Here is an 11,395-nt window from a genome sequence, read left to right on the forward strand (position 1 = left end):
GCGGCCGCGGGCCGCAGGCGAAAGAGGAGTGAATGATTCTCCCGTTGAGCATTCCGAGCCCCGAGATGCAGTACCTCGAAATCGGGCCGCTGCGGATCTACTTCTACGCGCTGTGCATCATCGTGGGGATCATCCTCGCCGGCGTCTGGACCGCGCGCCGGATCGGTCGCCGCGGCGGCGAGCGGGGGGCGGTCTTCGACTTCCTGGTCTGGGCGCTCGTGCTCGGCATCGTCGGCGCCCGCCTCTACCACGTCGTCACGCACTGGGGCGACTACTTCGGCGAGGGCAAGAACCCGCTCGAGGTGTTCGCGTTCTGGAACGGCGGCATCGCCATCTTCGGCTCCCTCATCGGCGGCGCGATCGGCGTGCTCATCGCCTCCCGCATCACGGGGATCCGGTTCTGGTCCTTCGCCGATGCGCTCGTGCCCGGCATGCTGCTCGCGCAGGCGGTCGGCCGCCTCGGCAACTGGTTCAACCACGAGCTGTTCGGCGGACCGACGACCCTGCCCTGGGGGCTCGAGATCGAGTCCTCGAACGCCGCGTTCCCGATCGGGCTGCCCGAGGGCACGCTCTTCCACCCGACCTTCCTCTACGAGGCGGTCTGGAACCTGCTCGGCATCGTGGTGCTGCTCGCGATCGAGCGGAAGTGGCGGCCCCGCTGGGGCACCTTCTTCGCCCTCTACCTCATCTGGTACGGCATCGGCCGCTCGGTCACCGAGTCGCTCCGCGTCGATCCGAGCCTGCTCTTCCTCGGGATCCGCACCAACGTGCTCGCCGCGCTGCTCGCGATCGTCGCCGGCATCGTGATCCTCGTCGTGCAGCGCCGCCGGCACGTCGGCCGGGAGCTCTCCGTGTACCTGCCCGGCCGCCGGAACCCGGCGGACTCGGTGCTCGTCGACACGGCCGACCCCGAGGCGTACTACCACGTTCTGGACCACGGCGACGCGGCGACGCCGGTCGCGGAGGCCGAGGACGGCGCCGCGGAGCCCGTTCCGGCCGCGACCGACGAATCCGCTCGCACCAACTGACAAGGAGCCGCATGCGCCACGCCAAGATCGTCGCCACCTGGGGGCCGGCCGTCTCCAGCTACGACCACACGCTCGACCTCATCCGCGCCGGCGTGAACGTGGCGAGGCTCAACATGTCGCACGGCACCTACAACGTGCACGAGGGCATCTACCGCAACATCCGCCGCGCCGAGGAGGAGGTCGGGCGACCCATCGCGGTGCTCGCGGACCTGCAGGGCCCCAAGATCCGCCTCGGCAGGTTCGCGGACGGCCCCTACGAGCTCGAGGTCGGCGACGAGTTCGCGATCACGACGCGCGACGTCGTCGGCACGCGGGAGATCTGCGGCACCACGCACCAGGGGCTGCCGGGCGATGTGAGCCCCGGCGACCCGCTGCTCGTCGACGACGGCAAGGTCGCGCTGCGCGCGGTCCGCGTGACCGAGGACACGGTGCACACGGTCGTCGAGGTGCCGGGCGCGGTGTCCAACAATAAGGGCATCAACCTCCCCGGCGTCGCCGTGAACGTGCCCGCGCTCTCCGAGAAGGACGAGGAGGACCTGCGCTGGGCCCTGAGCCTCGGCGTGGACTACATCGCGCTCTCCTTCGTGCGGGACGCCGCGGACGTCACTCGCGTGCACGAGATCATGGCGGAGGAGGGTCTCCGGCTGCCCGTGATCGCCAAGATCGAGAAGCCGCAGGCCGTCGAGCACCTCGAGGAGATCGTCGCGGCCTTCGACGGCATCATGGTCGCGCGCGGCGATCTCGGCGTCGAGCTGCCGCTCGAGCGCGTGCCGCTCGTGCAGACCGAGGCGATCGCCATCGCCCGGCGCAACGCGAAGCCGGTGATCGTGGCCACGCAGGTGTTCGAGTCCATGATCGAGAATCCGCGGCCGACGCGCGCCGAGGCCTCTGACTGCGCGAACGCGGTGCTCGACGGGGCCGACGCGGTGATGCTCTCGGGCGAGACGAGCGTGGGCGCCTACCCCGTGGAAGCGGTGGCCACGATGGCGCGCATCATCGAGGCGACCGAGGAGCACGCGCTCGACCGCATCGATCCGCTCGGCGCGGCCCCGAGGACCCAGGGCGGGGCGCTGACGCTGGCCGCCTCCGAGGTGGCCGACTTCATCGGCGCGCGGTACATCTGCGTGTTCACGGAGTCCGGCGACACCGTGCGGCGCATGTCCCGCCTGCGCCGTCCGATCCCGATCATCGGCTTCACCCCTGACCCCGCGACGCGGCGCCGCATGGAGCTCACCTGGGGGGCCCGCAGCTACCTCGTCGAGCGCGTCGAGTCGACGGATGCGATGTTCGCGCAGGTCGACGAGGTGCTGCTCGCGCACTCCCGGGCGGAGCTCGGCGACAAGGTCCTCATCATCGCCGGATCCCCTCCGGGGGTCGTCGGCACGACGAACACCCTGCGGATCCACCGCATCGGCGAGGCCACCGGCCGGCTGCCGGAGGCGGGGCCGCGGAAGTTCACGCGATAGCGGCTCGGACGACGGAGGCCGGGGCGCGAGCCCCGGCCTCCGTCGCGTGCGGTGCCGGATGCGGGACTCGAACCCGCACACCTCTCGGCAGCGCATTTTGAGTGCGCCGTGTCTGCCAATTCCACCAATCCGGCGTCGCCGACCGCTGCGACGAGCGGACGACCCAGACCACACTAGCGCAGGCCGCCGGGCGCGGGCGGCCTCCCCGGGCGTTTCCCGGGAAGCGGGAGGCGCGGATGCCGTAAGCTGGTGGGGTGAATGACCAGAGCACTGCCCCGAGCGCCTCGCGACGCGTCGTCGTCGCCGAGGACGAATCCCTCATCCGTCTCGACATCGTCGAGACCCTGCGCGACAACGGCTACGACGTCGTGGGGGAGGCCGGTGACGGTGAGGAAGCCGTCCGCCTCGTCGAGGAGCTGCGTCCCGATCTCGTCGTCATGGACGTCAAGATGCCGAAGCTCGACGGCATCTCGGCGGCCGAACGCATCAACAAGGACCACATCGCGCCGGTCGTGCTACTGACCGCGTTCAGCCAGCGCGAGCTCGTCGAGCGCGCGAGCGAGGCCGGGGCGCTCGCCTACGTCGTCAAGCCCTTCACGCCGGCGGATCTCATCCCCGCAATCGAGATCGCGCTCTCCCGCTTCGCCCAGATCGTCGCGCTCGAGAGCGAGGTCTCCGACCTCGCCGAGCGCTTCGAGACCCGCAAGCTCGTCGACCGGGCCAAGGGCATCCTCAACGACAAGATGGGGCTCACGGAGCCCGAGGCCTTCCGCTGGATCCAGAAGGCCTCGATGGACCGCCGCCTCACCATGCAGGACGTCGCGAAGACCATCATCGATCAGCTCGGGCCGAAGAAGGACTGACGACCCGCCGCTCCGCGAACGCCCCGGCCCCGCCGGGGCGTTCGTCGTCTCAGGCGTCGATGCGCTTGTAGAAGTTCGTGATCCGGATGGTGGAGCAGCGCCGCCCCGCCTCGTCCGAGACGACGATCTCGTGCACGCTCACCGAGCGTCCGATCCTGATCGGCGTGCACACTCCGGTGACGCGTCCCTCGACCGCCGATCCCGTGTGCGTCGCGTTGATGTCGAGCCCCACGCCGACATGGCCCTCCGGGGCCATGAAGTTCGCGTGCATCGAGCCGAGCGTCTCGCCGAGCACGACGTAGGCACCGCCGTGCAGCAGCCCGATGGGCTGGGTGTTGCCCGCCACCGGCATCGTCGCGACGGCGCGGTCCGGCCCGAACTCGACGAACTCGATCCCCATCTTGTCGGCGAGCGCCCCGAGGCCGCGCCTCCTGAGGTAGGCGAGGCCGTCCTCGCCGCGGATCGCGGCCATCGCGGGGGTGGCGGTCATCTGGGCCCTTTCCCTGTCGGACCCAGCTTGTAGGCTGGGCACGTGTCGAATACGCCTCAGCCTACTCTCATGATCATCGACGGCCACTCGCTGGCGTTCCGCGCCTTCTACGCGCTGCCGGTGGACAGCTTCCAGACCCAGACCGGTCAGCACACGAACGCCATCCACGGCTTCATCGCGATGCTCATCAACCTGCTCGGCAACGAGCAGCCGGACGCCCTCGCGGTCGCGTTCGACATCTCCCGTCACTCCTTCCGCACCGAGGAGTACCCCGAGTACAAGGGCACGCGCGGCGAGACGCCGCCGGAGTTCAAGGGGCAGATCCCGCTGCTGCAGGAGGCGCTGCACGCGATGGGGATCCGCACCCTCGAGAAGGAGAACTACGAGGCTGACGACATCCTCGCGACGCTCTCGCTGCGCGGCGCCGAGGCCGGCTACCGGGTGCTCGTCGTGAGCGGGGACCGCGACACGATCCAGCTGGTCGACGACCGCGTGACGCTCCTCTATCCGTCGAAGCAGGGCGTGAGCGAGCTCACCCGCTACGACGCGGAGAAGGTCATGGAGCGCTACGGGATCCGCCCGGAGCAGTACCCCGAGATCGCGGCGCTCGTCGGGGAGACGAGCGACAACCTGCCCGGCATCCCGCGGGTCGGCGAGAAGACGGCGGTGAAGTGGATCACCCAGTTCGGCTCGCTCGACGAGATCCTCAGACGCCGGGACGAGATCGGCGGCAAGGTGGGCGAGAGCCTTCGCGAGCACGCCCACCTGGCGGAGCGCAACCGCAGGCTCAACCGCCTCGTGCGCGACGTCGAGCTCGACGTCGAGCTCGACGAGCTCAAGCGGGGCGAGATCGACATGCACGCGGTGCAGGACGTGTTCGCGCGGCTCGAGTTCCGCACGCTGCTGCAGCGGGTCGGCAAGCTCGCGGGCGCCGAGGTGCCCAGCGGCGGCGCGACGACGGCCGCGGCCTCGCTCGTGCCCGAGCGCCCGGCGGCGAAGAACCTCATCGACGAGGAGCTCGGCGACTGGCTCGCGAAGCACGAACGGCCCGGCATCCAGATCCAGGAGCTCGGCGAGGGCTACGAGGTCGGCATCTCGACCGCCGAGTCCTCGGTCGTCTTCCACTGGCTGCCAGGCGGGCGCGACTACGCGCTCTTCGAGCAGTGGCTCGCCTCGGACGCCCCGAAGGTGTTCTTCGACGCGAAGCAGCAGCTCGCGCTCGCCGCGCGGGCGGGCGCGAGCATCGGCGGCATCGACGGCGACCTCCTCATCGCGGCCTGGCTGCTGCGTCCCTCGACCGCGGAGAAGAGCGTGGCGGAGGCCGCGTTCCGCTTCCTCGGCGAGCAGGTGCCCGAGGGCGACCCCAATCAGCTCGTGCCCGATGAGGAGAGCGTCGCGGGCCCGGCGACCCTGGCCTGGTACATCGTGCGCGCCCACGATGCGGCGGTCGAGCGCTTCCAGTCGCGCACGGGCGAGATCTACCGCGGCATCGAGCTGCCGCTCGTCCCGGTGCTCGCGGCCCTCGAGCGGCGCGGGGTGCAGATCGACCTGCCGCTCATCGAGGCGCACCACGCGGAGCTGAGCGCGCGCGTCGCCGAGCTGCAGCAGCGGGCGTTCGACGCGATCGGGCGCGAGGTGAACCTGTCGTCGCCGAAGCAGCTCCAGGAGGTGCTCTTCGAGGAGCTCGACATGCCCAAGACGCGCAAGACGCGCACCGGGTACACGACCGACGCCGCGGCGCTCGTCGATCTCCAGGCGAAGCACCCCCACCCCTTCCTCGACGCCCTGCTCGCCCACCGCGACGCGAACAAGCTGCGTCAGATGGTCGAGACGCTCATCAAGGCGGTGCAGGAGGACGGACGGGTCCGCACGACCTTCGTGCAGACCGGCTCGAGCACCGGGCGCCTCGCCTCGACCGATCCCAATCTGCAGAACATCCCGGTGCGCTCCGAGGAGGGACGGCGGATCCGCGAGGGCTTCATCCACTCCGCGGACTTCGAGACGCTCATGACCGCCGACTACTCGCAGATCGAGATGCGGATCATGGCGCACCTCTCGGGCGATGCCGGGCTCATCCAGGCCTTCAACGAGGGGGAGGACCTGCACCGATTCGTCGGCGCCCGCATCTTCGGCGTCGAGCCGGCGGAGGTGACGAACGAGATGCGCGCGAAGGTCAAGGCCATGTCGTACGGCCTCGCCTACGGACTCTCCGCCTTCGGACTCTCGAAGCAGCTGAACATCTCCGCCGCCGAGGCCAAGCAGCTGATGGTCGACTACTTCGAGCGCTTCGGCGGTGTGCGCGACTACCTGCGCTCGGTCGTGGACCAGGCGAAGCGCGACACCTTCACGGAGACCATCTTCGGGCGCCGCCGGCCGTTCCCCGATCTCGCGAGCCCCAACCGGGTGCTGCGCGAGAACGCGGAGCGCGCGGCCCTCAACGCGCCGATCCAGGGTTCCGCCGCCGACATCATCAAGCGCGCGATGATCCAGGTCGAGCGCCGCATGCGCGAGGCGGGACTCGCCTCGCAGATGCTGCTCCAGATCCACGACGAGCTCATGTTCGAGGTGGCCGCGGGCGAGTGGGACGCGCTCGAGGCCATCGTGCGCGAGGAGATGGCCGGCGCCGCGGAGCTCTCGGTGCCGCTCGAGGTGCAGGTGGGGCACGGCGCGAACTGGAACGCCGCGGCCCACTAGCCGCGCGCGGCCGCGCTCAGTCCGCGGCGCCGGCGAGCGGCAGCGCGCGCCGGCTCGCGAAGCGCCGGGGACCGCCGTCGACGGGATCGTCGAAGGCCAGCCCGCTCGCGAGCAGCTGCAGCGGCGTGCGGAAGTCGTCGACGTCCACCTCGCGGATCTCGGGGTAGAGCGGGTCGCCGACGATCGGCGCGCCGAGCCCGAGCAGATGCATCCGGAGCTGATGCGTGCGGCCGGTCTCGGGAGCCAGGCGGTACCGGCCGAGCCCGCCGGGCAACTCCTCCTCGAGCTCGATGTGCGTGCGCGCGTTCGGCGCCGCGCCCGGCACGACCTCGGCCTGCCAGCTGCCGTGGCGCTTCCTCAGATGGTCCTCCACCGTGACCGGCAGTTCGAGGCCGGGCACGAGCGGCGCGATCGCCCGGTAGACCTTGCGCACCGCGCGCTGCTGGAAGAGCGACTGGTACGCCCCGCGCCAGCGGCGCTCGGTCGTGAGCACGAGCAGTCCGGAGGTGACGCGATCGAGCCGATGCGCCGGCGTGAGCTCGGGGAGCCCGAGCAGGTCGCGCAGCAGCACGACGACGCTCTGCCGCACGTGCCGGCCGCGCGGGATCGTCGACATGAAGGGCGGCTTGTCCGCGACGACGATGCGCTCGTCGCGGTGCAGCACGGCGAGCTCGCCTGGCACCTCCGGCTCGTCGCGGAGCACGCGGTGGAACCACACGAAGACGTGCTGGCGATACGGGTCGTCGGCCCGGAGCCGGCCGCCGTCCTCGTACGCGAAGCGGCGCTCGGCGAGGAGCAGCTCGACCTCAGCCTCCGGCGGCAGGACCGCCCGCAGCCACGCGCCCATCGTGGACCAGGGCTCGGGCTCGCCGCGCACCCGGCTCGGCGTCCGCAGCCAGGCGGGGTCGAGTCCGTGACGGGGAGGGAGCGGGGAACGCGGCGGCACCCGTGCAGCCTAGTCGAGCTTGTCTCCACCGGACCTCCGGGGTAGACTGAATCGTCACATGTGTGGCGACTCAACCATGTCCGAATGTGGGTGCGCGCACGGATCGATCGCGATCCGACCGGCAGACGGTGCGCCCCGCCTGAATACCCTGTCCATTCTGGAGACCAATTACATGACGAACGCAACGACCGAGAGCAAGCAGGTCGCGATCAACGACATCGGCTCGGCCGAAGACTTCCTTGCAGCGGTCGAATCGACCCTGAAGTTCTTCAACGACGGCGACCTCATCGAGGGCACCGTGGTGAAGATCGACCGCGACGAGGTGCTCCTCGACGTCGGGTACAAGACCGAGGGCGTCATCCCCTCGCGCGAGCTGTCCATCAAGCACGACGTGAACCCCGACGAGGTCGTTCAGGTCGGCGATCCCGTCGAGGCGCTCGTGCTCCAGAAGGAGGACAAGGAAGGTCGCCTCATCCTGTCCAAGAAGCGCGCGCAGTACGAGCGCGCCTGGGGCGATGTGGAGAAGATCAAGGAGAACGAGGGCGTCGTCACCGGCACCGTCATCGAGGTCGTCAAGGGCGGGCTCATCGTGGACATCGGGCTCCGCGGCTTCCTCCCGGCGTCGCTCATCGAGCTGCGCCGCGTGCGCGATCTGACCCCCTACCTGGGTCAGGAGATCGAGGCGAAGATCCTCGAGCTCGACAAGAACCGCAACAACGTGGTCCTGTCGCGCCGCGCGCTCCTCGAGGAGACGCAGTCGGCGACCCGTTCCTCCTTCCTCGCCGAGCTCAAGCCCGGCCAGGTCCGCAAGGGCGTCATCTCCTCGATCGTCAACTTCGGCGCGTTCGTCGACCTGGGCGGCGTGGACGGCCTCGTGCACGTCTCGGAGCTCTCCTGGAAGCACATCGAGCACGCCTCCGACGTCGTCGAGGTCGGCCAGGAGGTCACCGTCGAGGTGCTCTCCGTCGAGCTCGACCGCGAGCGCGTCTCGCTGTCGCTGAAGGCGACGCAGGAGGACCCGTGGCAGGTCTTCGCCCGCACCCACGCGATCGGCCAGATCGCCCCGGGCGTCGTCACGAAGCTCGTGCCCTTCGGCGCCTTCGTGCGCGTGGCGGACGGCATCGAGGGCCTCGTGCACATCTCGGAGCTCTCCGGCCAGCACGTCGAGCTCGCCGAGCAGGTCGTGTCCGCGGGCCAGGAGGTCTTCGTCAAGATCATCGATATCGATCTCGAGCGTCGCCGCATCTCGCTCAGCCTCAAGCAGGCGAACGACGGCGTGGATCCCGAGGGCACCGAGTTCGACCCGGCGCTCTACGGCATGACCACCGAGTACGACGAGAACGGCGAGTACAAGTACCCCGAGGGCTTCGATCCCGAGACGCAGGAGTGGAAGGAAGGCTTCGAGTCGCAGCGCGAGAAGTGGGAGCAGGAGTACGCTGCCGCCCAGGAGCGCTGGGAGGCTCACAAGAAGCAGGTCGCGGCATCGCTCGCCGAGGCCGCTGCCGCTCCCGCCGCCGAGGCGCCGTCCTCGAGCTTCTCGAGCGATTCGGCGTCGAGCGGCGCGCTCGCCGATGACGCCGCGCTCGCGGCCCTGAAGGCGCAGCTCGAAGGCAACTAAGGCTCTGCCGCGTCGCGGCTGAGCACCCGTCCGGGCCCGGCCCTCGTTCATCGAGGGCCGGGCCCGTTCGCGTCCGCGCCGATCCGGGGCCGGGCGACGGCCGGGTCGGACTCGCCGACGGACCGATCACGGACCCGGCGGCGGCCGGATCAGACCGGGCGTCGTGCGGCGCGGGCGCGCAGGGCGCGGCGCATCCGCCGCACGAGGAGGACCACCACGGCGACCAGCAGCAGCAGGGACAGGAGCGGCACGACGACCGCGAGGACGGTGAGCGCGACGGCGCCGAGATCCTCGAGCGCGCTCATGGCGATCGCGCCGGCGCCGGCGGTGAGCGCGTTGACGATCGGCCGTGCGACGGCCTTGAGCACGTGCGGGACGAGCGCGACGGCGATGCCGAGCAGGAACGGCCAGAACTGCGCGGAGGCGACGAACGCCGCCGGATCCGAGACGGCGACGGTGTCGCTCGCCGAGCCCGCCGAGAACACGATACCGCCGGAGGCCGGGCGCACGACGGTCTGCAGGACGTCGTTGACGGTGTCGAGCGCCGGCACCTTGTCGACCACGAGCTCGATGAGCAGGAGCACGCCGAGGACGCCGAGGCACCAGCCGTTCTCCAGCCACGCCCAGCCGTCCGGCAGCTCGACGAGGGGGGTGAAGCGCGAGAGCAGGCCGAGACCGAGCATCGGGATGTAGGCGTTCAGCCCGGCCGAGGCGGCCAGGACGATCCCGGTGACGATCTCGAGCATGCGGCACCTCCGCTGCCAGTGTACGCAGCGCGGCCCGTCGGCGCTCGCTAGGCTGGCGGCCATGACCATCATCGCGCTCACCGGCGGCATCGCCGCTGGGAAGTCCACGATCGGCAGGCGGCTGGCCCGGCTCGGAGCAGTGCGCATCGACGCGGACGCGCTCGCGCGCGACGCGGTCGCGCCGGGCACGCCGGGACTCGCGCGGGTCGTGGAGCGCTTCGGCTCCGGGATCCTGCGTGCGGACGGCGCGCTCGACCGTCCGGCGCTCGGGCGGATCGTCTTCGCGGACGCCGAGGCCCTCGCCGAGCTGAACGGGATCGTGCACCCGGAGGTGCGTCGGCTCTTCGACGCCGCCGTGGCATCGGCGCGGAGCCGCGACCCCGAGGCCGTGATCGTCTACGAGATCCCGCTGCTCGTCGAGTCCGCCTCGGACGTCGCCGCGGCGCCGGAGTGGGACCTCGTGGTCGTCGCCGAGGCGCCGGCGGCGCTGCGCATCGAACGGATGGTCGCGCTGCGGGGCATGAGCGAGACCGAGGCCCGAGCCCGCATCGCGAACCAGGCGGGGGACGAGGCCAGGCGCGCGGCGGCCGACGTGGTCATCGACACCTCGGGCAGCGAGGAGGAGACGCTCGCGCAGGTCGATCGGCTCTGGGCCCGGCTCCGCAGCGCGGACGCGGAGTGATGGCCGGGTCTCAGGCCCGGGAGAACTCGGCGAACCAGTCGAGCTGCAGCTGCGCGATGAACGCGATGATCACGTAGCAGAGCAGGATCAGCACCCACGACCACGAGGCCAGGAACGCGAAGACGCGCCGCCCCGATGCCGTGAGCGGGACGAGGCCGGAGGAGTGCGGGACCGCGAGCGAGACCCACCACAGCGGGATCATCACCGCCCAGACCACCATGCACCAGGGGCACAGGGTGTGCAGGACGAAGACGCTCTGGGAGAAGAGCCAGCCGATGAAGACGAAGCCGCCGAGGAGCCCGAGCTGGTAGATCCACCAGAACCATCGCGAGAAGCTCGCACCCGCGAGCAGGGCGACGCCGACCGCGATGGGCGCGACGAACGCCGCGACCCCGATGATGGTGTTGGAGAATCCGAAGAGCGAGCCCTGCCAGGAGTCCATGTTCGGGCCGCAGGTGACGAGGACGCTCACCGAGCAGTTCGGGATGTAGTCCGGGTTCTGCAGGGTCTTGATGTACTCGGTGAGCAGCTCGAACGCCGCGAACCAGCCGATCGCCCCGGCGACGATGGAGAAGACGGCGAACGCGACGGGGCGCCGGGCGGCGCGGGCCTCAGTGGTCATGCCGCGATCCTATGACGCCAGGCTGCGAATTCCGCCCGCGACCCGGCGTTCCTGCGCGCATCGGCCGCGCCGTGACATAATGAAGTGCGGTGCGAGGCCCCTGCGGCACCCGCACGCACAGTCTTTGACGTCGGCCACCAGGTCGGCAGCGGTCCCACAGCGACCGGGCGCGGATGCCGGCATCCGCGGAGAACAGGTTTTGCGGCAGCAGCCGCTCGAATATGGTCTCCGGGAGTACCC

The 11,395-nt window shown here is 70.5% G+C and carries 10 protein-coding genes and 1 tRNA gene; 6 read left to right on the forward strand and 5 right to left on the reverse strand.

The window, feature by feature from the left end; translation table 11 throughout:
• The first annotated feature begins 32 nt into the window (after positions 1-32).
• Together lgt and pyk are read left to right on the forward strand one after the other, a co-directional pair.
• Positions 33-1,028 (forward strand): prolipoprotein diacylglyceryl transferase, encoded by a 996-nt coding sequence (gene lgt, locus MUN78_RS06025; protein WP_244693618.1) that lies wholly within the window; start codon positions 33-35, stop codon positions 1,026-1,028.
• A gap of 11 nt (positions 1,029-1,039) precedes the next feature.
• Positions 1,040-2,494 (forward strand): pyruvate kinase, encoded by a 1,455-nt coding sequence (gene pyk / locus MUN78_RS06030; protein WP_244693619.1) that lies wholly within the window; start codon positions 1,040-1,042, stop codon positions 2,492-2,494.
• A 52-nt stretch (positions 2,495-2,546) separates the two neighbouring features.
• On the opposite strand, the gene MUN78_RS06035 is transcribed toward pyk, so the two are convergent.
• Positions 2,547-2,628 (reverse strand) — tRNA-Leu (locus MUN78_RS06035).
• 120 nt (positions 2,629-2,748) lie between these two features.
• On the opposite strand from MUN78_RS06035, the gene MUN78_RS06040 reads away from it, so the two are divergent.
• Positions 2,749-3,357 carry an ANTAR domain-containing response regulator gene (locus MUN78_RS06040; RefSeq protein WP_244693620.1) on the forward strand — a complete coding sequence of 203 codons (609 nt, stop codon included), beginning with the start codon at positions 2,749-2,751 and terminating at the stop codon, positions 3,355-3,357.
• Positions 3,358-3,406: 49 nt separating this feature from the next.
• Here the strand turns inward: MUN78_RS06040 and MUN78_RS06045 are convergent, their stop codons facing one another.
• Positions 3,407-3,829, reverse strand: a complete 423-nt coding sequence (locus tag MUN78_RS06045; protein ID WP_429952318.1) for a hotdog fold thioesterase — start codon at positions 3,827-3,829, stop codon at positions 3,407-3,409.
• Between the two features lie 87 nt (positions 3,830-3,916).
• Here MUN78_RS06045 and polA point away from each other — a divergent pair, with 87 nt between their 5' ends.
• A complete protein-coding gene (polA, locus tag MUN78_RS06050; RefSeq protein WP_244693622.1) occupies positions 3,917-6,541 on the forward strand; it encodes a DNA polymerase I in 2,625 nt (874 codons plus the stop codon).
• A gap of 16 nt (positions 6,542-6,557) precedes the next feature.
• On the opposite strand, the gene MUN78_RS06055 is transcribed toward polA, so the two are convergent.
• On the reverse strand, positions 6,558-7,487 hold the full coding sequence (locus tag MUN78_RS06055; protein ID WP_244729456.1) for a pseudouridine synthase: 930 nt from the start codon (positions 7,485-7,487) through the stop codon (positions 6,558-6,560).
• A 172-nt stretch (positions 7,488-7,659) separates the two neighbouring features.
• On the opposite strand from MUN78_RS06055, the gene rpsA reads away from it, so the two are divergent.
• Complete coding sequence (gene rpsA, locus MUN78_RS06060) at positions 7,660-9,105, forward strand: 30S ribosomal protein S1 (protein ID WP_244693624.1); 1,446 nt, start codon at positions 7,660-7,662, stop codon at positions 9,103-9,105.
• 149 nt (positions 9,106-9,254) lie between these two features.
• On the opposite strand, the gene MUN78_RS06065 is transcribed toward rpsA, so the two are convergent.
• Positions 9,255-9,851: a DUF4126 domain-containing protein gene (locus MUN78_RS06065; protein WP_244729458.1), complete on the reverse strand. Its 597-nt coding sequence runs from the start codon at positions 9,849-9,851 to the stop codon at positions 9,255-9,257.
• Positions 9,852-9,912: 61 nt separating this feature from the next.
• Here MUN78_RS06065 and coaE point away from each other — a divergent pair, with 61 nt between their 5' ends.
• Complete coding sequence (gene coaE, locus MUN78_RS06070) at positions 9,913-10,533, forward strand: dephospho-CoA kinase (RefSeq protein ID WP_244729459.1); 621 nt, start codon at positions 9,913-9,915, stop codon at positions 10,531-10,533.
• 10 nt (positions 10,534-10,543) lie between these two features.
• Here coaE and MUN78_RS06075 read toward each other — a convergent pair whose 3' ends face one another.
• Complete coding sequence (locus tag MUN78_RS06075) at positions 10,544-11,155, reverse strand: vitamin K epoxide reductase family protein (RefSeq protein WP_244693627.1); 612 nt, start codon at positions 11,153-11,155, stop codon at positions 10,544-10,546.
• Between the last annotated feature and the right edge of the window lie 240 nt (positions 11,156-11,395).

It is taken from the genome of Leucobacter allii (assembly GCF_022919155.1).
Lineage (GTDB): Bacteria > Actinomycetota > Actinomycetes > Actinomycetales > Microbacteriaceae > Leucobacter > Leucobacter allii.

What these genes read in the sequence shown, in the direction of transcription:
- lgt (WP_244693618.1), top strand. Translation starts at nt 33, where the DNA reads ATGATTCTCCCGTTGAGCATTCCGAGCCCCGAGATGCAGTACCTCGAA.
- pyk (WP_244693619.1), top strand. Translation starts at nt 1,040, where the DNA reads ATGCGCCACGCCAAGATCGTCGCCACCTGGGGGCCGGCCGTCTCCAGC.
- MUN78_RS06045 (WP_429952318.1), bottom strand. Translation starts at nt 3,829, where the DNA reads ATGGCCGCGATCCGCGGCGAGGACGGCCTCGCCTACCTCAGGAGGCGC.
- polA (WP_244693622.1), top strand. Translation starts at nt 3,917, where the DNA reads ATGATCATCGACGGCCACTCGCTGGCGTTCCGCGCCTTCTACGCGCTG.
- rpsA (WP_244693624.1), top strand. Translation starts at nt 7,660, where the DNA reads ATGACGAACGCAACGACCGAGAGCAAGCAGGTCGCGATCAACGACATC.
- MUN78_RS06065 (WP_244729458.1), bottom strand. Translation starts at nt 9,851, where the DNA reads ATGCTCGAGATCGTCACCGGGATCGTCCTGGCCGCCTCGGCCGGGCTG.
- coaE (WP_244729459.1), top strand. Translation starts at nt 9,913, where the DNA reads ATGACCATCATCGCGCTCACCGGCGGCATCGCCGCTGGGAAGTCCACG.
- MUN78_RS06075 (WP_244693627.1), bottom strand. Translation starts at nt 11,155, where the DNA reads ATGACCACTGAGGCCCGCGCCGCCCGGCGCCCCGTCGCGTTCGCCGTC.